This is a genomic window from Streptomyces sp. NPDC058678 (assembly GCF_042714835.1).
In the GTDB taxonomy this organism is placed as follows: domain Bacteria; phylum Actinomycetota; class Actinomycetes; order Streptomycetales; family Streptomycetaceae; genus Streptomyces.
In genome coordinates this window covers 125,221-150,381 of the sequence record NZ_JBHXSG010000009.1, presented here as the reverse complement: position 1 = coordinate 150,381, position 25,161 = coordinate 125,221, and the positions used below count along the sequence as shown (strand labels likewise).

The 25,161-nt window shown below is 71.1% G+C and carries 23 protein-coding genes; 7 read left to right on the top strand and 16 right to left on the bottom strand.

The window, feature by feature from the left end; genetic code table 11:
- The first annotated feature begins 137 nt into the window (after window positions 1-137).
- Entirely contained in the window at window positions 138-773 is a 636-nt protein-coding gene (locus ACFWWR_RS12030; protein WP_383864446.1) for an HAD family acid phosphatase, read from the top strand.
- A 63-nt stretch (window positions 774-836) separates the two neighbouring features.
- Here the strand turns inward: ACFWWR_RS12030 and ACFWWR_RS12025 are convergent, their stop codons facing one another.
- Window positions 837-3,362, bottom strand: coding sequence for an ATP-dependent Clp protease ATP-binding subunit (locus tag ACFWWR_RS12025; RefSeq protein WP_383864448.1), 2,526 nt, complete (start codon window positions 3,360-3,362; stop codon window positions 837-839).
- A 430-nt stretch (window positions 3,363-3,792) separates the two neighbouring features.
- Here ACFWWR_RS12025 and ACFWWR_RS12020 point away from each other — a divergent pair, with 430 nt between their 5' ends.
- Window positions 3,793-4,449, top strand: coding sequence for an SCO3374 family protein (locus ACFWWR_RS12020; protein ID WP_384303084.1), 657 nt, complete (start codon window positions 3,793-3,795; stop codon window positions 4,447-4,449).
- Window positions 4,450-4,465: 16 nt separating this feature from the next.
- On the opposite strand, the gene ACFWWR_RS12015 is transcribed toward ACFWWR_RS12020, so the two are convergent.
- The 10 genes from ACFWWR_RS12015 to ACFWWR_RS11970 all read right to left on the bottom strand — a co-directional run bounded on the left by ACFWWR_RS12015 (window position 4,466) and on the right by ACFWWR_RS11970 (window position 12,870).
- A complete protein-coding gene (locus tag ACFWWR_RS12015; RefSeq protein WP_383864455.1) occupies window positions 4,466-4,801 on the bottom strand; it encodes an Lsr2 family protein in 336 nt (111 codons plus the stop codon).
- Window positions 4,802-5,073: 272 nt separating this feature from the next.
- Entirely contained in the window at window positions 5,074-5,634 is a 561-nt protein-coding gene (locus ACFWWR_RS12010; RefSeq protein WP_217235025.1) for an amino-acid N-acetyltransferase, read from the bottom strand.
- A 9-nt stretch (window positions 5,635-5,643) separates the two neighbouring features.
- Window positions 5,644-6,051 (bottom strand): BlaI/MecI/CopY family transcriptional regulator, encoded by a 408-nt coding sequence (locus ACFWWR_RS12005; protein ID WP_383864458.1) that lies wholly within the window; start codon window positions 6,049-6,051, stop codon window positions 5,644-5,646.
- A 162-nt stretch (window positions 6,052-6,213) separates the two neighbouring features.
- Window positions 6,214-6,399, bottom strand: a complete 186-nt coding sequence (locus ACFWWR_RS12000; RefSeq protein ID WP_383864461.1) for a hypothetical protein — start codon at window positions 6,397-6,399, stop codon at window positions 6,214-6,216.
- A gap of 66 nt (window positions 6,400-6,465) precedes the next feature.
- Window positions 6,466-7,179, bottom strand: coding sequence for a hypothetical protein (locus ACFWWR_RS11995; protein WP_384303100.1), 714 nt, complete (start codon window positions 7,177-7,179; stop codon window positions 6,466-6,468).
- A gap of 187 nt (window positions 7,180-7,366) precedes the next feature.
- A complete protein-coding gene (locus ACFWWR_RS11990; RefSeq protein ID WP_383864464.1) occupies window positions 7,367-8,164 on the bottom strand; it encodes a type III pantothenate kinase in 798 nt (265 codons plus the stop codon).
- 5 nt (window positions 8,165-8,169) lie between these two features.
- Entirely contained in the window at window positions 8,170-9,147 is a 978-nt protein-coding gene (nadC, locus tag ACFWWR_RS11985; RefSeq protein ID WP_383864467.1) for a carboxylating nicotinate-nucleotide diphosphorylase, read from the bottom strand.
- Between the two features lie 5 nt (window positions 9,148-9,152).
- Window positions 9,153-10,880: an L-aspartate oxidase gene (locus tag ACFWWR_RS11980; RefSeq protein WP_384303082.1), complete on the bottom strand. Its 1,728-nt coding sequence runs from the start codon at window positions 10,878-10,880 to the stop codon at window positions 9,153-9,155.
- Window positions 10,877-11,920 carry a pantoate--beta-alanine ligase gene (gene panC, locus ACFWWR_RS11975; protein ID WP_383864473.1) on the bottom strand — a complete coding sequence of 348 codons (1,044 nt, stop codon included), beginning with the start codon at window positions 11,918-11,920 and terminating at the stop codon, window positions 10,877-10,879. The genes ACFWWR_RS11980 and panC overlap by 4 nt, the downstream gene beginning before the upstream one ends.
- Window positions 11,917-12,870 carry a Rossmann-like and DUF2520 domain-containing protein gene (locus ACFWWR_RS11970; protein ID WP_383864476.1) on the bottom strand — a complete coding sequence of 318 codons (954 nt, stop codon included), beginning with the start codon at window positions 12,868-12,870 and terminating at the stop codon, window positions 11,917-11,919. Before ACFWWR_RS11970 ends, panC begins: the two co-directional genes overlap by 4 nt.
- A 185-nt stretch (window positions 12,871-13,055) precedes the next feature.
- Between ACFWWR_RS11970 and ACFWWR_RS11965 the strand changes: the two genes are divergently transcribed.
- A complete protein-coding gene (locus tag ACFWWR_RS11965; protein WP_383864479.1) occupies window positions 13,056-14,264 on the top strand; it encodes a threonine aldolase family protein in 1,209 nt (402 codons plus the stop codon).
- A 95-nt stretch (window positions 14,265-14,359) separates the two neighbouring features.
- Here the strand turns inward: ACFWWR_RS11965 and ACFWWR_RS11960 are convergent, their stop codons facing one another.
- Both ACFWWR_RS11960 and ACFWWR_RS11955 read right to left on the bottom strand, forming a co-directional pair.
- A complete protein-coding gene (locus ACFWWR_RS11960; protein WP_383864481.1) occupies window positions 14,360-15,031 on the bottom strand; it encodes a response regulator in 672 nt (223 codons plus the stop codon).
- Between the two features lie 73 nt (window positions 15,032-15,104).
- Window positions 15,105-16,307 (bottom strand): sensor histidine kinase, encoded by a 1,203-nt coding sequence (locus ACFWWR_RS11955; RefSeq protein ID WP_383864484.1) that lies wholly within the window; start codon window positions 16,305-16,307, stop codon window positions 15,105-15,107.
- Window positions 16,308-16,425: 118 nt separating this feature from the next.
- Between ACFWWR_RS11955 and ACFWWR_RS11950 the strand changes: the two genes are divergently transcribed.
- A complete protein-coding gene (locus tag ACFWWR_RS11950) occupies window positions 16,426-17,532 on the top strand; it encodes an SAM-dependent methyltransferase (protein WP_383864487.1) in 1,107 nt (368 codons plus the stop codon).
- Here the strand turns inward: ACFWWR_RS11950 and ACFWWR_RS11945 are convergent.
- Window positions 17,497-18,648 carry an NADH-quinone oxidoreductase subunit D gene (locus ACFWWR_RS11945; protein ID WP_383864490.1) on the bottom strand — a complete coding sequence of 384 codons (1,152 nt, stop codon included), beginning with the start codon at window positions 18,646-18,648 and terminating at the stop codon, window positions 17,497-17,499. The two genes, ACFWWR_RS11950 and ACFWWR_RS11945, sit on opposite strands and share 36 nt — an antisense overlap.
- Before the next feature lie 31 nt (window positions 18,649-18,679).
- Between ACFWWR_RS11945 and ACFWWR_RS11940 the strand changes: the two genes are divergently transcribed.
- Together ACFWWR_RS11940 and ACFWWR_RS11935 are read left to right on the top strand one after the other, a co-directional pair.
- Window positions 18,680-19,183 (top strand): PH domain-containing protein, encoded by a 504-nt coding sequence (locus tag ACFWWR_RS11940; protein WP_383864493.1) that lies wholly within the window; start codon window positions 18,680-18,682, stop codon window positions 19,181-19,183.
- Window positions 19,180-20,517, top strand: coding sequence for a PH domain-containing protein (locus ACFWWR_RS11935; protein WP_383864496.1), 1,338 nt, complete (start codon window positions 19,180-19,182; stop codon window positions 20,515-20,517). The genes ACFWWR_RS11940 and ACFWWR_RS11935 overlap by 4 nt, the downstream gene beginning before the upstream one ends.
- A 29-nt stretch (window positions 20,518-20,546) precedes the next feature.
- Here the strand turns inward: ACFWWR_RS11935 and ACFWWR_RS11930 are convergent, their stop codons facing one another.
- Both ACFWWR_RS11930 and ACFWWR_RS11925 read right to left on the bottom strand, forming a co-directional pair.
- The gene (locus ACFWWR_RS11930) at window positions 20,547-21,860 is read right to left on the bottom strand and encodes a hypothetical protein (RefSeq protein WP_383864499.1); all 1,314 of its coding nucleotides are present in this window, start codon (window positions 21,858-21,860) and stop codon (window positions 20,547-20,549) included.
- Between the two features lie 162 nt (window positions 21,861-22,022).
- Window positions 22,023-23,150, bottom strand: coding sequence for an alpha/beta hydrolase (locus ACFWWR_RS11925; RefSeq protein WP_384303080.1), 1,128 nt, complete (start codon window positions 23,148-23,150; stop codon window positions 22,023-22,025).
- A 188-nt stretch (window positions 23,151-23,338) separates the two neighbouring features.
- On the opposite strand from ACFWWR_RS11925, the gene ACFWWR_RS11920 reads away from it, so the two are divergent.
- On the top strand, window positions 23,339-25,150 hold the full coding sequence (locus ACFWWR_RS11920) for a phosphatidylglycerol lysyltransferase domain-containing protein (RefSeq protein WP_383864505.1): 1,812 nt from the start codon (window positions 23,339-23,341) through the stop codon (window positions 25,148-25,150).
- Window positions 25,151-25,161: the final 11 nt, after the last annotated feature.

The following is a 25,161-nucleotide window of genomic DNA, read 5'->3' as shown; positions in this document are numbered from 1 at the left end:
TTTGAATTCCCGTCCCATGTGACGCGCGTCTCTGGCTACTTACCACTCGGTAACCCTACGGTTCCCCTCGCGCCACCCGTACCAAAGAGCATGCACCCGACAACTGCAGAACGTCCGGACGTGAGAGGAACCCCCACATGACACGACGACGCCCCTGGGCTCGCCGCGCAGCCGTCACCGCCGTCTCCGCAGCCGCCCTCGTGGCGCTGGCCGTCCCCGCCGAGGCCGCGACGACGACCACCAGCAGCACCTCCACGACCGCGACGGCCACCGCCGCCGACGTCGACTACGCGACCTGGCAGCAGGACTGCCAGGCCCTGATGGGCCAGGCCCTGCCCTACCTGAAGCAGCGCATAGCGAACACGAAGCCGGGCGAGAAGCAGGCGATCGTCTTCGACATCGACAACACCACCCTGGAGACCGACTTCGGCTTCAGCTACCCCCAGCCGGCCAACCAGCCGGTCCTCGACGTCGCCGAGTACGCCCAGGAGCACGGCGTCGCCCTGTTCTTCGTGACGGCCAGGCCCGGGATCATCTACTCGGTGACCGACTACAACCTCGAGCACGTCGGCTACGAGGTCTCCGGCCTCTACGTCCGCAGCTTCACCGACCTCTTCAAGGACGTCGCCGCCTACAAGACCGCCCAGCGCGTCGACATCGAGTCCAAGGGCTACACGATCATCGCGAACATCGGCAACAGCGCCACCGACCTGTCGGGCGGGCACGCCGAGAAGACGTACAAGCTGCCGGACTACGACGGTCAGCTGTCCTGACAGCCGAAAAAGGGGCCGCCCCGGAACCGAAGTTCCGGGGCGGCCCCTTCTCGCACGTGACGCTTACGCGTCCTTGCTCAGGTTGGGACCTGCCCCACCGGCCGCCTGCTCGATCGGCGGAACGTCCGGCAGTGCCGACTTCTCCTCACCCCGGAAGGTGAAGGTCGCGGTCTCGCCCTCGCCCTCGGTGTCCACGACCACGATGTGACCGGGACGCAGCTCGCCGAAGAGGATCTTCTCGGAGAGCGAGTCCTCGATCTCGCGCTGGATGGTGCGACGCAGCGGACGCGCACCCAGCACGGGGTCGTAACCCTTCTTGGACAGCAGCTCCTTGGCGGACTGGGAGAGCTCGATGCCCATGTCCCGGTCCTTGAGGCGCTCGTCCACCTTGCCGATCATCAGGTCGACGATCCGCAGGATGTCCTCCTGCGTCAGCTGCGGGAAGACGACCACGTCGTCGACGCGGTTGAGGAACTCGGGGCGGAAGTGCTGCTTGAGCTCGTCCGAGACCTTGTTCTTCATGCGCTCGTAGTTGGACTTCTTGTCGCCCGAGGCCGCGAAGCCCAGGTTGAAGCCCTTGGAGATGTCCCGGGTGCCGAGGTTGGTCGTCATGATGATGACCGTGTTCTTGAAGTCCACGACCCGGCCCTGGGAGTCGGTCAGGCGACCGTCCTCCAGGATCTGCAGCAGCGAGTTGAAGATGTCCGGGTGGGCCTTCTCGACCTCGTCGAAGAGGACGACGGAGAACGGCTTGCGGCGGACCTTCTCGGTCAGCTGGCCGCCCTCTTCGTAGCCCACGTATCCGGGGGGCGAACCGAAGAGACGCGACACCGTGTGCTTCTCGCTGAACTCCGACATGTCGAGGGAGATCAGCGCGTCCTCGTCACCGAAGAGGAACTCGGCGAGCGCCTTGGACAGCTCGGTCTTACCGACACCGGACGGGCCGGCGAAGATGAACGAGCCACCGGGACGCTTCGGGTCCTTCAGACCGGCACGCGTACGACGGATCGCCTTCGACAGCGCCTTGACGGCGTCGACCTGGCCGATGACCCGCTTGTGGAGCTCGTCCTCCATGCGCAGCAGGCGCGAGGACTCCTCCTCGGTCAGCTTGAAGACCGGGATGCCGGTGGCGGTCGCGAGGACCTCGGCGATCAGCTCGCCGTCGACCTCGGCGACGACGTCCATGTCGCCGGCCTTCCACTCCTTCTCCCGCTTGGCCTTCGCGGCGAGGAGCTGCTTCTCCTTGTCGCGCAGGGAGGCGGCCTTCTCGAAGTCCTGCGAGTCGATCGCGGACTCCTTGTCGCGGCGGACGCCGGCGATCTTCTCGTCGAACTCGCGCAGGTCCGGCGGCGCGGTCATGCGGCGGATGCGCATCCGGGAACCGGCCTCGTCGATCAGGTCGATCGCCTTGTCCGGCAGGAAGCGGTCCGAGATGTACCGGTCGGCCAGGGTGGCGGCCTGGACCAGCGCCTCGTCCGTGATCGAGACCCGGTGGTGGGCCTCGTACCGGTCGCGCAGACCCTTGAGGATCTCGATGGTGTGCGGCAGGGACGGCTCCGCGACCTGGATGGGCTGGAAGCGGCGCTCGAGGGCTGCGTCCTTCTCCAGGTGCTTGCGGTACTCGTCCAGCGTGGTCGCACCGATGGTCTGCAGTTCACCGCGGGCCAGCATCGGCTTCAGGATCGAGGCCGCGTCGATGGCGCCCTCGGCGGCACCCGCACCGACCAGCGTGTGCAGCTCGTCGATGAACAGGATGATGTCGCCGCGGGTGCGGATCTCCTTGAGGACCTTCTTCAGGCGCTCTTCGAAGTCACCGCGGTAGCGGGAGCCGGCGACCAGCGCGCCGAGGTCCAGGGTGTAGAGGTGCTTGTCCTTGAGGGTCTCGGGCACCTCACCCTTGACGATGGCCTGGGCGAGGCCCTCGACGACGGCGGTCTTGCCGACGCCGGGCTCACCGATCAGGACCGGGTTGTTCTTGGTACGGCGGGACAGCACCTGCATGACCCGCTCGATCTCCTTCTCGCGCCCGATGACCGGGTCGAGCTTGGATTCACGAGCGGCCTGGGTGAGGTTCCGGCCGAACTGGTCGAGGACCAGGGACGTCGAGGGGGTGCCCTCGGCAGGCCCGCCGGCGGTGGCGGTCTCCTTGCCCTGGTATCCGGAGAGCAGCTGGATGACCTGCTGCCGCACCCGGTTGAGATCTGCGCCCAGCTTGACCAGGACCTGGGCGGCGACGCCCTCGCCCTCACGGATCAGGCCGAGCAGGATGTGCTCCGTGCCGATGTAGTTGTGGCCCAGCTGAAGGGCCTCGCGGAGCGACAGCTCCAGGACCTTCTTGGCACGGGGGGTGAAGGGGATGTGCCCGGACGGGGCCTGCTGCCCCTGCCCGATGATCTCCTCCACCTGCTGGCGGACCGCCTCGAGCGAAATCCCGAGGCTCTCAAGGGCCTTGGCGGCGACACCCTCACCCTCGTGGATCAGGCCCAGGAGGATGTGCTCGGTGCCGATGTAGTTGTGGTTGAGCATCCGGGCTTCTTCCTGAGCCAGGACGACAACCCGCCGCGCGCGGTCGGTGAACCTCTCGAACATCGTTAATCGCTCCTCAGAGCGGTCAGGCAGTGGGGGGAACTTCCCCTCCCTGTCCTTCCGCAGCTTAGTCCCGCAAGCGGGGACCGCTCATTCCAACTGCCGACACCGTCCTTGGCCTCCTGACCCCGAACGCCGACATCTGCTCCAACCTGATGGTGCGAGACGATGTTCCCGCAGGCCAAGCAGTTACCCCTACCATCAGTACGCCGATGGCGAACGTGAGACGGGCTGTCCTCCGTCTCGCCCCCTCCCACTAGGGATGTCTTACCCGCTGGGGCTCGCACTCCATGCCGCGCGGCATGATTCCCTCCGCTATGGGCGAACAACCTTGTGCCTCCCAGCGCCCCCGCACGCCACATTTTCCGGCACTCTGCGCATTCCCCAGCACACTCAGCGTAACTTGCGGCCTCTTTCGACGGTTGCACTTGGCATGGTTGGCACCCTCCCTCCGGTCCCCACCGAACTCACCTCGGTTCCCCGTCCCCGGCGGCCGCTCGATTCGAGCGATCAGGTCCGCCGGTGGTACGAGAACGAACTGGGTTGGCCGACAGTGCCCGCACACCCCGAATCGCCCGGAAACCAGGCACCGGGAACGCCAGGGGGTCCGCCACGGAGGCCAGAGACGCCGGTACGGCTCTCGGTGGGCCTGCGCTTCGACGTGCTCGACGTGCCGGCCGAGGCGGGTCACGCGGCGCTTCGCCACCTGTCGCCGGGTTCGCCGGTGGCCCTTCAGGGCGACCGGATGCGGCTGCTGGTGGCCGCGGGCAGCGCGGAGGAACTGCCCGGAGTCCTGGACTGGCTGGAGTGGGGAGCGCTGACGCTCGACCTCACGGCGATCGGCGAAGGCGGCGTGATGGACGCGCCGCTGCCGCCGGGCCGGCGCTGCTCAGGAGCCGTGCAGGGGGCCGCCGTATGGCTGCGGCCCCCCGAGCCCGGGTACGAGGTCGAGGCCTCGCTGCCGACGTTGTCGGCCGTGGGGGGCGGAGGGAACGCCCCCGATCTCGCACGAGTGGTGGACACGATGGCAGCGCAGTGCCACCGCCTGCGACTGCGACGCGCATGCGCGCGGCAGCTCGCCTGCTGGTAAGTGCCGTGGGCCGCGATCAGCCGTTGGCGTCCTCGTATGCCTTGCGAATGGTCGCCGGAACGCGGCCACGGTCATTGACCTCGTAACCGTTCTCCTTGGCCCACGCACGAATCTGCGCGGTGTCCTGGCTGCCACCGGAAGCGACACGCGCCTTTCCGCGCCCACCCGAAGTACGGCCTCCGGTGCGACGACCGCCCTTCACGTAAGGGTCGAGAAGGCCGCGCAACTTGTCCGCATTGGCGGTCGTGAGATCGATCTCGTACGTCTTGCCGTCCAGCGCGAACGTGACGGTCTCGTCCGCCTCGCCGCCGTCGATGTCATCGACAAGAAGGACCTGAACCTTCTGTGCCACCGGATTTCCTTTCATCCATAACTTCTGGGTCGGGGGTCGCGGCGTCCGCCGTTTCGCCGTCCCCTGTTATATGCAGTACTGCAGTACGTCGGAAAGCAAACCGCTTTTGCCGGAAAAACACAAACCCCCGGCAGAGACTGCCGGGCCCGCTCCAGTCCGGAAACATGTGCGTTTCGGACATAGGGAACCTGGGCAGGGCGAGTCCAGCCGGAATAGGCCTCCCTTGCGGGCCCTTGTCTTGTCGTCTCTTGGCGCCTTGTCCCGCCGGGCGATCACAGATGCAGAAGCATCCGGCTGTTGCCCAAGGTGTTCGGTTTCACTCGTTCGAGACCGAGGAACTCCGCCACGCCTTCGTCATAGGAACGCAGTAGCTCCGCGTAGACGTCGGTGTCAACGGGTGTCTCACCGATCTCGACGAAGCCGTGCTTGCCGAAGAAGTCCACTTCGAAGGTCAGACAGAAAACGCGACGAACGCCGAGCCAGCGTGCGGTGTGCAGCAACTTCTCCAGCAACTGATGACCGACACCGGCGCCCTTCAGTCCGGGCTTCACGGCAAGAGTGCGGACTTCCGCGAGGTCTTCCCACATCACGTGCAGGGCGCCACAGCCGACGACCTCGGCGTTGTCGTCCCGTTCGGCGACCCAGAACTCCTGGATGTCCTCGTAAAGCGTGACCATCGCTTTGTCGAGCAGGATGCCGCCGCGGACGTACGCGTCAAGGAGTCGTCGCACGGCCTGGACATCGCCGGTGCGGGCCCGCCGGACGGTGATGGCTTTTGCGGTGACTTCGGGACTCTCCGCGGAGGCACTCTCCGCTGAGCTCTCTGCTGACATGTGCGGACGCTATCGCCCGTCGTCCTCCGCCGCCGAGCCGGGGTTCTCCTCGGCGGTATCAGTGGGGGCCGGCGGAGCGGCTTCGGGCGTTTCCGGTCCCTGCGCGATCCGGACGGCGTCCCTCAGGGCGAGTCGCTGTTCCTCGCTCATCATCCCGAAGAAGGCGACGAGAGCGGCGGCGGGGTTGTCACTCTGCGACCAGGCGTCGTTCATCAGCGCGGCGGCGTAGGCGGCTCGGGTGGAGACCGCCTCATATCGATAGGCCCGGCCTTCCGCCTCACGGCGCACCCAGCCCTTCTGATGGAGATTGTCCAAAACGGTCATCACCGTGGTGTAGGCGATGGACCGTTCCTGCTGAAGGTCTTCCAGGACTTCTCGAACGGTGACCGGGCGGTTCCACTTCCACACCCGCGTCATGACCGCGTCTTCGAGTTCTCCCAATGGGCGAGGCACAGCTCAGCACAATAGTGGGAGTTTCCGGCATTGGCGTGGGGGACGTGCGCTTTCATCGACAAACAACACAAAAAGGGCGTACAGCTCGAGGAATCCACGAGCCGTACGCCGGTGAGAGCGGTGCTCTCAGGCCTCGGTGCCGGCAGAGGCGGAGGCCTGGCGGTCACCCTCCGCGCGCGCGAGGGCGGCGTCCACGGCCGCGTCCTCCTTGGCCTTGTTGGCGCCACCCTGGGTCTTCACGATCACCCGGATCAAGCCGATGAAGAACACGGCCATGACGACCGGGGGCACGAGCGCGGAGACGTAGTCCATACGTCCAGAGTAGCCACGGGCCGGACGACGGCCGGGCCGGGGTGGGGCGAAACGGGCCGGAACGCTTCAGCCGGCGGCACGCTCCTGCGGGTCGGCGGGCGGTGGCGCCGGTTTGCGTCGGGGGAAGACCTCGCCCGGGGTGGGAATGGGCCGCGCGGGCTTGGGGGCGTCCGGCACCGCCGGCTTGGGAGCAGGCCGCTCGGGCCGAGCGGGCCGCTCACCGGGCCTCTCCGCGGGCTTCTTGACGGGACCGGGGGCGGGTTCCTTGGCGAGCCCGCCACCGAGACGGCCGGCATCCCGGCCGGCGGCGGGGCCTTCGGGAGCCGTGGAGAGCCCTCCTGGCAGCGCCAGAAGGCGGGTACGGGAGGCGGGCACCGTCGGGGCGGACCGAACCGCCGTACGCCCCCCTCGACGGGCCAGGCGGGCGCGTACGTCCTGCTCGGCGAGGCCCTGGCAGCGGTGCAGGAGGGTGGCCGCGACCGGGTTGCCCCGCAGGGCGCGAAGCGCGGCCAGGTCATCGGGTTCCGGGCGGTACCCGGCGCTCAGCGCCTCCTCCAGGATGGTGAGATACCCGGTGGCGGTGCCGGGCAGGGCGGCGCGATAGCGGGCGAGGTCGGCCACCAGGAAGGCACGCAGCCGGGCGCCCTCGCGCGTCGCCTCGTCGAGGGACTCGGCGAGGCGGAGGCATTCCTGAACGTCCTCGGCCGAGGCGGGCGTGGGGTGCAGGGCGAGGGCGAGAGCGCGGCGGAGCACACGCAGCTCCTCCGCACCGAACGCCATGCCGCCGCGGGATCCGTATGGCGTGGGCATGCGGCGACGATACGCGCTAATCAGACAAACTCGACATAAGTCAGCCGGGTGTGGCGCACGGAGCCACCCGGGCGGACGCGACCGGCTTCCGGCCCGCACGGCCGAGCACGGGCAGGGGCGGCGGGGCGAGGAACCCGGCGCCGCCCCGCCGCCCCGCTCACATGCGTGACACGTTCCGCTCGTACACCAGGCGCAACCCGATCAGCGTCAGCCACGGCTCATGCTCGTCGATCACGGACGACTCCCCCAGCACCATCGGCGCCAGTCCCCCAGTGGCGATCACCGTCACCTCCTCCGGATCCTCCGCGAGCTCCCGGGCCATACGGCTCACCACTCCGTCCACCTGGCCCGCGAACCCGTAGATGATCCCCGCCTGCATGGCCTCGACGGTGTTCTTGCCGATGACGCTCCGCGGCCGAGCCACCTCGATCTTCCGGAGCTGGGCCCCCTTGACCCCCAACGCCTCGACCGAGATCTCGATACCGGGCGCGATGACACCGCCGACGTACTCCCCGCGCGCGGACACCGCGTCGAACGTCGTGGCCGTACCGAAGTCCACGACGATCGCGGGCCCTCCGTACAGCTCGACCGCGGCGACGGCGTTGATGATCCGGTCCGCGCCGACCTCTTTGGGGTTGTCGGTCAGGATCGGCACGCCGGTCTTGACGCCCGGCTCGACGAGCACGGCCGGCACGTCGCCGTAGTACCGCCGCGTCACCTCGCGCAGCTCGTGCAGCACGGACGGAACCGTCGCGCAGATCGCGATCCCGTCGATGCCGTCGCCCAGTTCGTCTCCGAGGAGGGGGTGCATGCCCATCAGGCCCTGGAGGAGGACCGCCAGCTCGTCCGCCGTCCGGCGCGCATCCGTCGAGATCCGCCAGTGCTCGACGATGTCCTCGCCGTCGAACAGACCCAGAACCGTGTGCGTGTTGCCTACGTCGATCGTGAGGAGCATCGCGACTACTCCGCCTCGCGCAGGTCCAGGCCGATGTCCAGGATCGGCGAGGAGTGGGTCAGGGCCCCCACGGCGAGGTAGTCGACGCCGGTGTCCGCGTACGACTTGGCGTTATCGAGGGTGAGCCGCCCCGAGGCCTCCAGCGCGGCACGCCCGTGGACGAGGGCCACCGCCTCCTCGCACTCCCCCGGCGTGAAGTTGTCCAGCAGAATCAGGTCCGCCCCGGCGTCCACGACCTCGCGCAGCTGGTGCAGGGTGTCGACCTCGACCTCGATCGGCACGTCCGGGAAGGTTTCCCGTACGGCCTTGAAGGCCTGCGCGACGCCGCCCGCGGCGACCACGTGGTTGTCCTTGACCAGAGCCGCGTCGGACAGCGACATGCGGTGGTTGACGCCGCCGCCGCAGCGCACCGCGTACTTCTCCAGGGAGCGCAGCCCCGGCGTCGTCTTGCGGGTGTCCCGCACGCGGGCCTTGGTGCCCTCCAGAAGGTCCGCCCACGCGCGCGTGGCGGTCGCGATGCCCGACAGGCGGCACACGAGGTTGAGCGCGCTGCGTTCGGCGGTGAGCAGGTCACGCGTGCGCGTGGTGACCGACAGGAGCTTCTGCCCGGCCTCCACGCGGTCGCCGTCCTCCACGTGCCGCTCGACCTCGAACTCGTCCGTGCAGACGACCGAGACGACCGCTTCGGCGACCCTCAGGCCCGCGACGACGCCCGCCTCGCGCGCGACGAAGTCGGCGGTGGCCACGGCGGCCTCGGGGATGGTCGCGACCGTCGTCACGTCCACTCCGTGGTCGAGGTCCTCCTGGATGGCGACGTTGGCGATGTCCTCGACCTCCACGGGGTCGAGTCCTGCGTCGGCCAGGAGCTGTGCGAGCGCGGGATCGAGCCCGCACTCCAGGTACTCCTCGTCGGTGTCCGCGCCACAGGCACAGCCGTCGCCGCAGCCGCCGCTCTGTGCGAGGGGAAGGTCGGGGGTGCTCACTTCTGTCACTGCTCCTGGGGACGGTGGGGCTGCTGGTGCCGGGTCGGGGGGAAGTCTGGGGTGTCCGTGGTGTGTACGGCCAGCGTCCGGTCGGGATTCAGCCGTACGACGATGTGGCGCCGCCATGTCGTGTCCTCGCGCTCGGCGTGGTCCTCGCGCCAGTGGCAGCCGCGGGTCTCCTCGCGCAGGCTCGCGGCGGCGACCAGGACGCGGGCCACGCACAGGAGGTTGGTGGCCTCCCAGGTGTCGACGCCGGGCTCGGCGGTCTTGCCGTTCTCGTCGAGGGCGTCCCGGGCGTCGGCGTGGAGCCGATGGAGGGCGTCCGCGGCGGTCGCGAGGGAGTCGGCGGAGCGCAGGACGCCCGCGCCCTGCGTCATGGTCCGCTGGATCAGGAACCGGGCCTCGGGGGCGAGCAGGGGGTGCGCGGGCTTCTCGGGGTGCTCCACGGGGACCGGCACCCGCGCGTGCAGGCCGTTCTCCGCCCGGCGCCCCGCGATGTCGGCGGCGATGCGCTCGGCGTAGACGAGCCCCTCCAGGAGGGAGTTCGACGCCAGCCGGTTGGCGCCGTGCACGCCGGTGCAGGCGACCTCACCGCACGCGTACAGGCCGGGGACGGTCGTACGGCCCTGGGGGTCGGTGCGGACGCCGCCGGAGGCGTAGTGGGCGGCCGGGGCGACCGGGATGGGCTCGTGGACCGGGTCGATGCCGTGGGCGCGGCAGGCGGCGAGGATCGTCGGGAAGCGGTGCGCCCACATGTGGGCGCCGAAGTGCCGGGCGTCCAGGAACATCTGCTCGGCGTCCTGTTCCTGCATGCGGCGCATGATGCCCTTGGCGACGATGTCCCGGGGCGCGAGTTCGGCGAGTTCGTGCTGGCCGACCATGAAGCGCACGCCGTCGGCGTCCACCAGGTGGGCGCCCTCGCCGCGTACCGCCTCGGAGACCAGGGGCTGCTGGCCCTCCGCGTCCGCGCCCAGGAACAGCACGGTCGGGTGGAACTGCACGAATTCGAGGTCCGAGACCTCCGCCCCCGCGCGCAGGGCGAGTGCCACGCCGTCGCCGGTCGACACGGACGGGTTGGTGGTCGCCGAGAAGACCTGGCCCATGCCGCCGGTCGCGAGGACGACCGCGGGGGCGTGCACCGCGCCCACGCCGTCGTGCTGGCCCTCGCCCATGACGTGCAGGGTCACGCCCGCGGTGCGGCCGTCGGCGTCCGTGAGGAGGTCCAGGACGAGTGCGTTCTCGATCGTGCGCAAGCCACGCGCGCGTACCGCCTCGACGAGCGCCCGGGAGATCTCCGCGCCGGTCGCGTCACCGCCCGCGTGGGCGATGCGGCGGCGGTGGTGGCCGCCCTCGCGGGTGAGCTCGAGGCGGCCCTCCTCGGACTCGTCGAAGTGGGCGCCGGTCTCGATGAGCCTGCGGACGGCGTCGGGCCCCTCGGTGACGAGGATCCTCACGGCCTCCTCGTCGCACAGGCCCGCGCCCGCCACCAGCGTGTCGTCCAGGTGCTGTTCGGGCGTGTCCCCGTCGCCGAGGGCCGCGGCGATGCCGCCCTGGGCCCAGCGGGTGGAGCCGTCGTCGAGGCGGGCCTTGGTGACCACGACCGTCCGCAGGCCCTCGGACTCGCAGCGCAGGGCGGCGGTCAGGCCGGCGACACCGGAGCCGACGACGACCACGTCGGCGTCGATGGACCAGCCCGGGGCGGGCGCGTGCAGTCGTATGCCTGTGCTGGTCACGAGGCGGCTCCGAAGGTGAGGGGGATGTTGTCGATCAACCGGGTCGTCCCGACCCGGGCGGCGACGGCGAGGACGGCCTCGCCGGTGAAGTCGTCCTCGATCTCGGTGAAGTCGGACGGGTCGACCAGGGCCAGGTAGTCGAGCGCGAGCGGCGGGCTCAGCCGGCCGGCGTCGTCGAGGACCAGGCGGGCGGCCGAGCGGACGGCCGCGGGACCGCCCGTGGAGGCGGGGCGAAGCGAAGCGTCCTGGCCAGGAGCGGTGGTCGGGGACGTGCGGGCCTTTGCGACGGCGTGGGTGTCGGCCGCCGCGCGGGACTCCCCTATGGCGCTCAGCGCTTCGGCACGCGCGTGCGTGGCGGGCACCTCACGCGCCCGCGCGCGCAGCGCCTCCTGAGCCGCGTGCCGGTCGCGGCCCGCGAACAGCGCGCGGGACAGCGCGAGCGCCGTGCGCCGCTCCTCCGGTGTGAGGTAGCGGTTGCGGCTGGACAGGGCGAGGCCGTCCTCCTCGCGCACGGTCGGTACGCCGACGATCTCGACGCCGAAGTTCAGGTCCCGTGCCATGCGGCGGATCAGGGCCAGTTGCTGGGCGTCCTTCTGGCCGTACAGGGCGACGTCGGGGCGGGTGAGGTGCAGCAGCTTGGCGACGACGGTGAGCATGCCGTCGAAGTGGCCGGGGCGCGAGGCGCCCTCCAGGCGCTCACCCATGGGGCCGGCGCTGATGCGGACCTGGGGCTCGCCGCCCGGGTAGACCTCCTCGACGCCGGGCGCGAACACGGCGTCGGCGCCCGAGTTCTCGGCGATCTTGAGGTCGGCGTCCAGGGTGCGGGGGTAGCGGTCGAGGTCCTCGCCCTTGCCGAACTGCAGCGGGTTCACGAAGACGGTGACCACGACCTCGCCGTCCGGTCCCGCGATCTCGCGGGCGGTGCGGATCAGGGTGGCGTGGCCCTCGTGCAGGGCGCCCATGGTCATCACGACGGCGCGGCGGCCCGCGCGCACGCGTGCGTGCAGCTCGTCGGCGGTACGCAGCAGGGCGGTGGTCATCGGGCGTCCCCTTCGGTGCCGTCGGTCCCGGTCCCGGTGGTCCCGGTGGTCCCGTCGGCGAGTACCCCGAGGAGGTCCTCCGCGAGTTCCGGTTTCAGCAGTCCGTGGGCGAGCGCCCGGTCCGCGGTCGCGCGCGCCATCGCCAGGTAGCCGGCGACGGTCTGCGGGGCGTGCCTGCGCAGCTCGGTGACGTGCGCGGCGACCGTGCCCGCGTCCCCGCGCGCGACGGGGCCGGTGAGGGCCGAGTCGCCGGAGCGCAGGGCGTTGTCGAGGGCGGCGCCGAGCAGCGGGCCGAGCATCCGGTCGGGGGCCTCGACGCCGGCCGTGCGCAGCAGCTCCATGGACTGGGCGACCAGCGTCACCAGGTGGTTGGCGCCCAGCGCGAGGGCCGCGTGGTAGAGCGGCCGGTTCTCCTCGGCGATCCACTCGGGTTCGCCGCCCATCTCGATGACGAGCGCCTCGGCGGCCAGCCGCAGCTGGTCGGGCGCGGTGACGCCGAAGGAGCAGCCGGCCAGGCGCTGGACGTCGACGGCGGTGCCGGTGAAGGTCATCGCCGGGTGCAGGGCCAGCGGCAGCGCGCCCGCGCGCAGGGCGGGGTCCAGGACCTTCGCGCCGTACCGCCCGGAGGTGTGCACGAGCAGCTGCCCCGGCCGCACGGCCCCGGTCTCGGCGAGGCCCTCGACGAGGCCGGGCAGTGCGTCGTCGGGGACGGTCAGCAGCACCAGGTCGGCGCGCCCGAGGACTTCGGCGGGCGTGACGATCGGCACGTCGGGCAGCAGCTGCGCGGCGCGCCTCCTGGAGGCGTCGGAGACCCCGGAGACGGCCACCGGGCGGTGTCCGGCGAGTTGCAGGGACGCGGCCAGTGCGGGGCCCACCCGTCCGGCGCCCACGACGCCGACGGTGAGCCGCGCGGGGCGGTCCTTGGGATCTGGCTGGTGGACTGTACTCACGCGACGGCGGCCTTCCCGTTCCAGTCCGCTCTGGGTACCGGACGATTTCTCGTCATGTTAACGCGATCGGTTCCGGAGGCGTCCGGTTGTCCACAGGCTGTGGGTTTCCCGGCACCCCGGCGTCCCTGACGGGACGACGGAAATGCGCGTGCCGCCGCGGACCACCGCACGGCATGATCCGGACCATGACGGACACGGCGGAACAGGGCGGGGAACAGTCGGCGCAGGAGCGGCTGCGGGAACGGCGGGCGGCCGCCTGCCTGGGGGCGGAGCGTGTCCTGTCCCGGGCGGGCTTCCGCGGCACGCTGCGCGAACGCCTCGCCTGGCTGCAGGAGGCGGCCCCTCGGGTGTACGACCTCGACGAGCCCGGCGACATGTACGGCAACCGGATCGTGGAGGCCCTGGAGGACCGCGTCGCCACGTTGCTGGGCACGGAGGCGGCCGCGTTCTTCCCGACCGGCACCATGGCCCAGCAGGTCGCCCTGCGCTGCTGGGCGGGCCGTACCGGCAACCCCACCGTGGCGCTGCACGCGCTGGCCCACCCCGAGGTGCACGAAAGAGGCGCGCTCAGCGAGGTCGCGGGGCTGCGCCCGGTCCGCCTGACGAGCGAGCCCCGGCTGCCGACCGCCGAGGAGGTGCGCGACTTCGAGGAACCCTTCGGGGCGCTGATGCTGGAGCTGCCCCTGAGGGACGCCGGGTTCGTGCTGCCCTCCTGGGAGGAGCTGACGGAGGTCGTGGAGGCGGCGCGCGAGCGCGACGCGGTGGTGCACTTCGACGGCGCACGCCTGTGGGAGTCCACCGTCCACTTCGGTCGCCCCCTGGACGAGATCGCGGGTCTGGCGGACAGCGTCTACGTGTCGTTCTACAAGTCCCTCGACGGCTTCGGCGGCGCCGCGCTGGCCGGCCCGCGGACCCTCGTGGAGGAGGCGAAGACCTGGCGGCACCGGTACGGCGGCATGATCTTCCAGCAGTTCCCCACGGTGCTGTCGGCGCTCGTGGGTCTGGAGCGCGAGCTGCCCCGGCTGCCGGAGTACGTGGCCCACGCGCGCGTGGTCGCCGCCGCACTGCGGGAGGGCTTCGCCGGGACCGGAGTGCCGTGGGCGCGCGTCTTCCCCGAACAGCCGCACACCCACGAGTTCCAGGTCTGGCTGCCGTACGACCCGGACGTCCTCGCCGAGGCGGCCGTACGGCAGGCCGAGCAGACGAAGACACTGCTCTTCGGCGTCCCCTGGGGCCGGGGCGGGCCGGGCCTGGGCGTCACCGAGGTCACCGTGCGCGCCGACGGCCTGCAGTGGACGGCCGACGACGTGAAGGCGGCGGTCGCGGACTTCGTCGCTCGGGTGACCGAGGTGGCCGCCGAACCGGAGGAAACGGCCGAGGCGGTCAGCGAGTAGGACGCGGGCGCAGCCACCGGCCCTGGGCCCGCGGGCCCGGCTGGGCAGCGGCTTCCCGGAGGGGATACGCCGGCTGGAGGCGGGGCCCGCCCGCCTCAGCCGTGCCCGCCCGCCCGGACCAGTCCCGTCTCGTACGCCAGGACCACCACCTGGACCCGGTCCCGCAGCCCCAGCTTGGTCAGGATGCGTCCCACGTGGGTCTTCACGGTCGCCTCGGACAGCACGAGCCGGGCCGCGATCTCGCCGTTGGACAGGCCCTGGGCGACCAGCACCATGACCTCGCGCTCACGGTCGGTGAGCCGCTCCAGCTCCTTGAACTGCGGCTCCTTGCCGGCGCTGGGCAGCATCGGCGCGAAGCGGTCGAGCAGGCGGCGCGTGGTCGAGGGCGCCACCACCGCGTCACCGCTGTGCACCGCGCGGATGGCGGCCAGCAGCTCGCCGGGCGGCACGTCCTTGAGCATGAAACCGGAGGCGCCGGCCTTCAGCCCGGAGAAGGCGTACTCGTCCAGGTCGAAGGTGGTCAGGATCAGGACCTTCGGCGGGTCGGACTCCAAACAGATACGGCGGGTGGTCTCCACCCCGTCCAGCTTCGGCATGCGCACGTCCATCAACACGACGTCGACGGCGGTCGAGCGCAGCACCTGGAGGGCCTCGACACCGTCGCCCGCCTCCGCGACGACCTCCATGTCCGGCTGGGCGGCAAGCACCATCCGGAACCCGGTGCGCAGCAGCACCTGGTCGTCGACGAGCATCACGCGGATCGTCATCGGGGCCTCTCTTTTTGCAGGGTCGTTTTTCGCAGGGGTCGTTACAGGTGTCAACGAAGGACGTGCGTCGGTGTCAGTGCGCCGGTTTGAGCGGGAGCAGGGCACTGATGCGGAATCCTCCGCCGGGACGCGGGCCCGCGTCCAGGGTGCCGCCGACCATGCCGACCCGCTCCCGCATGCCGATCAGGCCGTGACCGGCGCCGTCGGCGCCGCCCTCCTCGTACAGCTCGTGCGGGGCGCCCTTGCCGTCGTCCTCGACGAGCAGGCCGAGCCCGTCGTCGAAGTAGACCAGGCGGACGCTCGCACCCGCGTTCGGCCCACCGTGCTTGCGGGTGTTGGTGAGCGCCTCCTGCACGATGCGGTAGGCGGTGAGCTCGACGCCGCTCGGCAGCGGCCGCGGGGTGCCCTCGATCTTGAAGTCGACGGGCAGACCGGAGCCCCGGCACTGCTCGACGAGCTCGTCGATCTGCTCGACGTCGGGCTGCGGGACGTACTCGCCGCCCTCCTGGTGCTCGCCGGTGCGCAGCACGCCCAGCAGGCGGCGCATCTCGGCGAGCGCCTGGCGGCCGGTGGAGGAGATCGTCTCCAGGGCCTTCTTGGCCTGGTCGGGGGCAGCGTCGAGGACGTAGGCGGCGCCGTCGGCCTGCACCACCATCACCGACACGTTGTGCGCGACGACATCGTGCAGCTCGCGCGCGATCCGGGCGCGCTCGGCGGCGACCGCGACCTTCGACTGCGCCTCGCGCTCCTTCTCCAGGCGCGCGGCCCGCTCCTCCAGCTGTGCGAAGTAGGCGCGGCGGGTGCGGATCGAGTCGCCGAGCACCCAGGCCAGCGCGAACGGCACCGCCTGGAAGATCATCAACGCGAGGTTGCCCAGCACGCTGGTGTCCTGGTTCGGCCAGCGCAGTGTCGCCAGGGGCGCCGCGCTCAGGCCCACGGCCAGGGCGAGCCGGGACGCCCAGCGGGCACCGGTCGCGGCCACGGTGTAGACGATCACCAGCATGGCGAAGTCGGCGGCCGTCGTCTCCACGTCCAGCACGAGCTGCGCCGCGCCCAGGCCGATGGTCAACAGCAGCATCTTCTCCGGCATGCGCCGACGCAGCGCGATGACCAGGCACAACAGGAGAACGATGGGTACGACGACCGCCGGGGAGTCGGTACCCCGCGCCTCCTGACGGGCGGTTTCACCCACCACCGAGATCCCGAACAGGAAGACGGCCCAGAAGCTGTCGACCCATGTCGGGTGCCTGCGGAGGAAGTCATAGAGGCGTTGCACGTAACCCAGCGTAGGGAAGCGAGATGCGTGCAGGGGTCAACCGGAGGACCGATCCGTACCTCACGCGCATACTCCGCAAGGTGGAGGCCCCGTTCCCCTGTGCGCCTAACCTGACGGCGTGACGCAGGAGGAGACAGTGGGCGATTGGCTCGGCCGGCGGGCGGCCACGGAGGCCGCCCTGTACGGACCGGAGGGTTTCTACCGCAGGCCGGAAGGGCCGGGCGCGCACTTCCGTACGTCCGTGCACGCGTCCCCGTTGTTCGCCGAGGCCGTGGCCCGGCTGCTGTGCCGGGTCGACGAGGCGCTGGGGCGGCCCGAGACGCTGGACTTCGTCGACATGGCCGCGGGGCGGGGCGAGTTGGTCGCCGGCGTGCTGGCCGCGCTGCCCGCGGACGTGGCCTCCCGCGCGCGCGGGTACGCCGTCGAGATCGCCGACCGGCCCGCCGGCCTCGATCACCGGATCGAGTGGCTGGCCGAGCCCCCGCAGGGAATCACCGGGTTGCTGTTCGCCAACGAGTGGCTGGACAACGTGCCGGTGGAGATCGCCGAGGTCGACTCCGCGGGCGTACCGCGGCTGGTTCTCGTACGGCGGGACGGGCACGAGCGACTCGGGGAGCCGGTCTCCGGTCCGGCGGCGCAGTGGCTCGCGCGCTGGTGGCCCCTGCCGGCCGAGGAGGGGTTGCGGGCCGAGATCGGTCTGCCCAGGGACGAGGCGTGGTCGTCGGCGGTCGCCACCCTCGACCGGGGGCTCGCGGTGGCGGTGGACTACGCGCACACCGCCGACGCGCGGCCCCTGTTCGGGACGCTCACCGGCTTTCTGGAGGGACGCGAGACGGCACCCGTACCGGACGGGTCGTGCGACATCACGGCGCATGTCGCCCTGGACGCGTGCGCGCTCCCCGGTGGGCGGGTGCTGACCCAGCGCGACGCCCTGCGCGCCTTGGGCATCTCAGGCGCACGCCCCCCGCTCGCGCTCGCCTCCACCCAGCCCACGGCCTACGTACGCGCCCTGGCGAGCGCCGGAGAGGCCGCCGAGCTCACGGCCACGGGTGGCCTCGGCGACTTCGGGTGGCTGATCCAGCCGGTGAGGATCCCGGCAGCGCCCCTCGGCGGACTGCTCGCCGGCGGCGTACCCGTCGACGGTCCCGCCGCCGACGGCCCGCCAGCCGGCGTCCCACCTGTCGACGGCCTACTTGTCGATGTCCCCGACCACGAAGAACAGTGACCCCAGGATCGCCACCATGTCCGCGACCAGCGTGCCCGGCAGCAGCACCGCGAGGGCCTGGATGTTGTTGTACGAGGCGGAGCGCAGCTTCAGCCGGTACGGGGTCTTCTCGCCCTTGCTGACGAGGTAGTAGCCGTTGATGCCGAGCGGGTTCTCGGTCCACGCGTACGTGTGGCCCTCGGGCGCCTTCAGGACCTTGGGGAGCCGCTGGTTGATCGGCCCGGGCGGGAGGCCGGCGAGCCGGTCGAGGCAGGCGTCCGCGAGGTCGAGGGCGTTGTGCGTCTGCTCCAGGAGGACCTCGAAGCGGGCGAGACAGTCGCCCTCCTTCCGGGTCACCACCTTCAGCGTGTCCTGCAGCTCGCCGTAGGCCAGGTACGGCTCGTCGCGGCGCAGGTCGAAGTCGACGCCCGAGGCGCGCGCGATCGGCCCGCTCACGCCGTAGGCGTGCACGGCCTCCGGTGCGAGGACGCCCACGCCCCGGGTGCGCCCCCGGAAGATCTCGTTGCCGAGGACCAGATCGTCGTAGACGTCCATCCGTGAGCGCACGGAGGCGACGGCGGCACGCGCGCGTGAGGCCCATCCCGCCGGGAGGTCCTCCTTGAGGCCGCCGACGCGGTTGAACATGTAGTGCATGCGCCCGCCGGAGACCTCCTCCATGACGTTCTGGAGCGTCTCGCGCTCCCGGAACGCGTAGAAGACGGGGGTGATGCCGCCGAGCTCCAGGGGATAGGAGCCGAGGAACATCATGTGGTTCAGCACCCGGTTCAGCTCCGCGAGCAGCGTGCGCGTCCACACCGCGCGCTCGGGGACCTCCATGCCGAGCATGCGCTCCACCCCGAGGACGACACCCAGCTCGTTGGAGAAGGCCGACAGCCAGTCGTGGCGGTTGGCGAGCATGATGATCTGGCGGTAGTCGCGCGCCTCGAAGAGCTTCTCCGCGCCGCGGTGCATGTAGCCGATCACCGGCTCCGCGTGCTGGATCCGTTCGCCGTCCAGCACCAGCCTGAGGCGTAGGACACCGTGGGTGGACGGGTGCTGGGGCCCGATGTTGAGCACCATGTCGGTGCTCTCCGCGGCGCCGCCGATACCGACCATGGTCTCCGTCGTAGGAGTCATGGACACAGTCTCTCCTACGTACGCTGACCGTATGGAGACGGGGAGCACGGCGGACACGGGGACCACGGGGGACGAGCCGGTGTGGACGGGGCTGCCACCGGGGCTGCTGCGGATGCGACGTCTGTTGCTGGTGGTGTGGCTGGGGCTGCTGGCTCTGGGACTCGGGCTGCTGCTCGGCCTGCTCGTCGCTCCGGTCTGGTCGGTCTTCGCGCTGCTGCCGTCGGCCCTGACGGCCTGGGGCTGGGTGATGCTCGGCCGCAACTGGCGTTCCTGGCGCTATGCCGAGCGCGCCGACGACCTGCTGATCAGCCGCGGCGTGCTCTGGCAGGAGGAGACCGTCGTGCCGTACGGGCGGATGCAACTGGTCGAGGTCACCTCCGGGCCCGTCGAACGCCACTTCGGGCTGGCCAGCGTGCAGCTGCACACCGCGGCCGCGGCGACCGACGCGACCATCCCGGGCCTCGACCCGGCCGAGGCGGAACGGCTGCGCGACCGGCTCACCGAACTCGGCGAGGCCCGATCGGCGGGCCTGTGACGGCGCCGGGCGTGGGCGACGCGATACGCGAGAAGCCGCCCGTCGCCGAGCGACGGCTGCACCCTGTGACGCCGCTCAGGCGAGCCTGGGCGCCGATCGCCGTGATCATCGGGTGGGCGGCGCACGACCCCAACCAGGCTCAGGAACAGCTGACGAGGCTCACGACGACCACACTGGTGATCGGGCTCGCCGTGTTCGTGCCGGCCGCCGCTCTCTACGGCTTTCTGACCTGGTGGTTCACCCATTTCGCGGTGACCGACACCGAACTGCGCATCCGTACCGGCCTGCTGTTCAGGCGTGCCGCGCACATCCGGCTCGAACGCATCCAGGCCGTCGACGTCACCCAGCCGCTGCTCGCACGGGTGGCGGGGGTCGCGAAACTCAAACTCGACGTCGTGGGCGCGGACAAGAAGGACGAACTCGCCTTCCTGGGCGAGGGCGAGGCGCGGGCCCTGCGCGCGGAACTCCTCGCCCGCGCCGCCGGTTTCGCGCCCGAGACGGCGCACGAGGTCGGCGAGGCGCCCTCCCGCGAGCTGTTGCGCGTGCCGCCGGGTGTGCTCGCCGTCTCGCTGGTGCTGACCGGCGCGACCTGGGGCACGCTGGTCGCCGCGCTCGTCGTACCGCCGGTGCTGTGGCTGGCCACCCACAGCGTGTGGACGGTCCTCGCGACCGCGCTGCCACTGCTGGGTGCGGCGGGCGCGAGCAGCGTGGGGCGGTTCGTCGCCGAGTACGACTGGACGGTGGGCGAGTCGCCGGACGGGCTGCGGATCGACCACGGGCTGCTGGACCGTACGCACGAGACGGTGCCTCCGGGGCGCGTGCAGACCGTACGGATCGTGGAGCCGTTGCTGTGGCGGCGGCGCGGCTGGGTGCGGGTGGAGCTGGACGTGGCAGGGTCGTCCAACTCCGTACTGGTGCCGGTCGCTCCGCGGGAGGTCGCCGAGTCGGTCGTCGCGCGCGTGCTGCCCGGCGTGACCGTGCCGCCCCTGTCGGCGCTGTCCCGTCCACCGCGGCGGGCCGCCCGGTGCGTGCCGTGGTGGTGGCGCGGCTACGGACTCGTCGTCACCGACGCGGTGTTCGCGGCCCGGCACGGCCTGCTGCGGCGGAGTCTGTCGCTCGTTCCGCACGCGAAGGTGCAGAGCGTGCGACTCGCGCAGGGGCCCTGGAAGCGCGTGTGGCGCGTCGCCGACGTCCACGTGGACACGGGTGCCAACAAGACGGTCACAGCGCGGCTGAGGGACGCTCAGGAGGCTGCCGAACTGCTGCGGGGGCAGGCCGAGAGGTCACGGACGGGTCGGAAGGTCGCGCGACCGGACCGCTGGATGGCGTCCTAGGTCCTCCAGGGCCCGCCTGCGGACGGATGTCACGAGACCGCGCTTCGCAGGCCCTGGAGGTCGATCTGCTCCGTCTCGTCGTGGGCGGTCAGGTCGATGACCTGGCCGACGCCACGGGACTCCTCGTCCACCGGCTTGAACTCCGCCTCGGACTCGGCCTTGTGGAGGGCGAGCGCCTCCTGGCCGACGACGTCGGCGAGGTCCTCGTTCTGGACGGCGGCAAGAGCTGCCGGGGCCGCCCCCTTCTGCATACCGAAGAAGTCGAAGCCGCCCTCCACCAGCGGGCGCCGCGCCGGGGTCGCCGGTGCGACCGCCACCGCGGTCGGCGCGACGAAGTGTCCGGAGGACCGCCGGCCCGGCTGGGCGGTCTTCGCCGTCGTGGTGGCGGCCGCGCGCTCATGCTCGTCGACCGCCACGGGCTTCCCCCGCACCTCGTCCTCCTGCGCGGCCTCCGCCTCGGTGCCGCCGACGGCCTCGGCGGCCGTCTCCCCGGCCGAACCGGCCTTCACCGGCTCGTCCTTCACGGCGTCCTTGGCGCCGGCCTTCGTCGCGTCCTTGGGCTCGCCCTTCGGCTCGGTCGTCGTCGCATCCTTCGGCTCGCTCTTCGGCTCGCCCTGCGTGACGTCCTTGGGCTCGCTCTTCGGCTCGGCCTTGACCGCCGTGCCGTCGCCGTGGTCGCCGAGGCGCGCCAGCGCCCCCTTCGCCCGCAGGAACAACTTGGAGCCCTCGGGCGAGAAGATCGCCGGAGCCTCGGATCCCTCTTCCGCCGCCGGTACGGCCTCGGCGGCCTCGCCCGTCTCGTCGGTCTCCTTGTCGGCCGGGGCAGCCACGACCCCCGCCTCGGCCACCGGCGCGGCCTGTGCCGGCAGCAGCTCACGGGTCGGACCGGTCGCCTCTATCTCCAGCAGGCGGCGGCCCTCCAGGGCGCTCGCGCGCTCGGTCTCCGCCGTGGCGTACCGCCGCAGCAGGGCCGCGTGTTCGTTGCGCAGGCCCGCGAGTTCCGCGCGCTTGGCCCGCAGCCGCTGCTCCAGCTTGACGCGCAGTTCGCGCGACTCGTCGAGGTCGGTCTCCAGTTCGGCCACCCGCTCCTCGAAGCGCCACTCGTCGCTCGCACGCGCGCGCGTGAGGTCGGCGACCTGTTTGCCCGCCTGCGTGTCCCAGTGACGCATGACAACCGCTCCGACGACCGCCGTCGCCGCGGCGGCCGCGGCCAGACCACGGAGCACCATCTGTTCCGTGAACACCCAGGGGCCGAGCGCACAGACGAGAGAAACGCCTGCGATGGCCGACGGGGGCAGCATCCTGTGCAAGGGCGGTGAATGGCGGTGACGTCCACGTGGCATGGCCAGAAACTTACCGCGCGTAGGCGAATGATGGTGCCCCAGCCCGTAAAAACACAGCCATCCCGATGCCTTCACACGTCATCAGGAATCAGATCCGCCACCGAATTCGGCAGGATCGGCAAGACGGGAACGACAAGGGCACCGAGAACCGCAAGATCATTTTCAGTGGTCGTCCAGCCGCCCGCTGATCCACTGCAGCGTCCCGGGAATCTCCCGCCGCCAGGTGTTGAAGTTGTGGCCGCCGCTTTCGAGGATGATCGAGGAGATCCGTGTCCGCCCGGTGCCCTTCACCCGCTCGATGAACTTCAACGTGTCCTTGTAGTTCGCCTCGCCGACCTTGCTGCTGGTGACGAGCAGTGAAGTGTCGGGTGCGGGCATGTGCTTGAGGTACCAGAACAGGTTCGCGCGATCGCGCAGTTCCTTGTCACCGTGGAAGAGATCGCCCGTGGTCGGGTCGCTCGGCGCGTTGTAGTACGGGGACAATCCCGCCCCGGCGGCGTACACCTCGGGGTGGTGCATGGCGAGCTTCAGCGCGCAGTAGCCGCCCGTGGAGTCGCCGATGATCCCCCAGCTGCCCGGCTTCGCGCCGACCCTGTAGTGGGCCCGTACGGCGTCGGGCAGATCCCTGGCGAAGAACGACTCGGTCTGCGGGCCCCCCGGCACGTCCACGCACTCCGTGTCCCGCGGCGGCGCCACCGTCGGCCTCAGCATCACCAGGATCATCGGCTGCATACGCCCGTTCCTGGCGAGGTTCCAGGCCGTGCGCGGGAAGTGGAGTTTGTTCACCAGCGCCTGAGCCGTACCCGGATAACCGGTGAGGACGACGGCCGCGGGAAACGTCCGCGTGCGGTACTCCGGCTGGAAGTACTCCGGCGGCAGATACACGTAGGCGGGCGTGTTGATATGCGTCGTACGGCCCGCAATGGCGACCTTCTGAATCTGCCCGCCGGCCTGCGGCCTCAGACCGCCCGTCTCGTACACCCTCCGCGTGTCGACCACCTGGAGAGGGCCGCCGGACCCGAGACCCTCGGTGTGGTCGACGACCACACCCTGGCCGGTCTCCCGCCCGAACAGGTCCGCCCAGGAGGCGTAGAAGCCGAAGGCCTGGTTGGCGGCGAGGCCCACCGACACGAAGAGCGCCAACTGCGTGGCTAACAGCAGGCCCACGCGTCCGCCGACGGCCCGCCAGTTCCGCTGCGCCAGTCGTGGCCACAGCCACACCGTGCCGACGAACAGCAGCACCGCGAAGAGCACCGCCAGCACCAGTGTCTTGTTGCTCGTGAGACCCATGGATTCCTTCGTGAGGGCTTGCCCGGGACTTTCCCTGGACTTTGGAACGGCTTTGAGGAGTTGAGTGAACCTCTCCCCCTGAGACACCGTCCTAGAGGGCGCAATGTCGCCGGATGCCCGAATCGGGCCCGGATCCAAGGTCTCTCGCAGAACAACGGGATGCGATGTCTGTCAGGACAGATGAGGAAATGTCGGGCGAGGTTCCGACCGGATCACACCGGGTGCGGCGCGCCCTGAGTGGTCCGCGCCCCGAGGCCGTCCCGGCCCTCGTCGGCAGAGCCTGCGCGCTCGTGGGCCTCGTGGACATCGCGGCCGGCGTCTTCCCGCGCTTCAGGCACAGCCGTATGCACACCATGGCCGAGGTGCTGCCCGGCGCGCTCGGACCGTTCGCCGCCGCGCTCTCGCTCAGTGCCGGCGTCCTGTTGCTGCTGCTCGCCCATGGGCTCAGGCGTCACAAGCGCCGGGCCTGGCGCGCGGCCGTGATCCTGCTCCCGGCCGGCGCGGTGGCGCAGTTCACCTACCGGCACTCCCTGGTGGGCGTGCTCATCTCGCTCGCGCTGCTCGCGCCCCTCCTGCGCCACCGCGACCAGTTCGCGGCTCTGCCCGACCCGCGCAGCCGGTGGCGGGCGCTCGCCAACTTCGTCCTCATGGGCGCCGGTTCGCTCGCCCTCGGACTGGTCATCGTCAGCGCGCACCCCAACCGCATGGTGGGCGACCCCAGTCTGGCCGACCGCATCGCGCACGTCCTGTACGGCCTGTTCGGCTTCGAGGGCCCGGTCGACTACCAGGGCAACACCTCCTGGACGGTCGCCTTCTCCCTGGGCGCCCTGGGCCTGCTCACCGCCGTCACGACGATCTACCTGGCCCTGCGCCCCGAGCACCCGGCCGCGCGCCTCACGGCGGAGGACGAGGCCCGTCTGCGGGCCCTGCTGGACAAGCACGGGGGCCGCGACTCCCTCGGCCACTTCGCGCTGCGCCGTGACAAGGCCGTCGTCTTCTCGCCCAGCGGCAAGGCGGCCGTCACCTACCGCGTCGTCTCCGGCGTGATGCTCGCCAGCGGCGACCCGATCGGCGACGTCGAGGCCTGGCCGGGCGCCATCGAGCGCTTCATGGACGAGGCCCGGGCCCACTCCTGGACCCCCGCCGTGATGGGCTGCTCCGAGACCGGCGGCGAGGTCTGGACCCGCGAGACCGGTCTCGACGCCCTCGAGTTGGGCGACGAGGCGGTGGTGGACGTCGCGGATTTCTCCCTGGCCGGCCGCGCGATGCGCAATGTGCGCCAGATGGTCAAACGCATCGAGCGCGCCGGTTACGAGACCCGGGTGCGGCGCGTCCGTGACCTCGGCGAGGCCGAGCTGGACCGCATCCGCCGCGCCGCCGAGGACTGGCGCGGCACCGACACCGAACGCGGCTTCTCCATGGCGCTGGGCCGCATCGGCGACCCCGCCGACGGCGACTGCCTCGTCGCCACGGCCCACAAGGCCGACGACCGGCCGGGGCAGTACGGCGACCTGAAGGCGATCCTCCACTTCGTGCCGTGGGGCACCGACGGCGCGTCCCTGGACCTGATGCGGCGGGACCGCTCGGCGGACCCGGGCATGAACGAACTGCTGATCGTGGCGGCACTCCAGGCGGCACCGAGGCTCGGCATCGCACGCGTGTCCCTGAACTTCGCGATGTTCCGCGCCGCCCTGGCGCGCGGCGAGAAGATCGGCGCGGGTCCGGTGCTGCGCGCCTGGCGCGGGCTGCTGGTCTTCCTCTCCCGGTGGTTCCAGATCGAGTCCCTGTACAAGTTCAACGCGAAGTTCCAGCCCCGCTGGGAGCCCCGCTTCGTCGTCTACCGCGCCTCCGGAGACCTGCCCCGCATCGGCTTCGCCGCCATGCAGGCGGAGGGCTTCGTCAACCTGGCCCTCCCCCTGCCACGCCTCCTCCGCCGCCGGCCGGCCGGCCCGCGCGCGTGCGCCCACGCCGTCGCGGAACGGGACGTCCGCGCGGCGTGACGGGCAGGGCC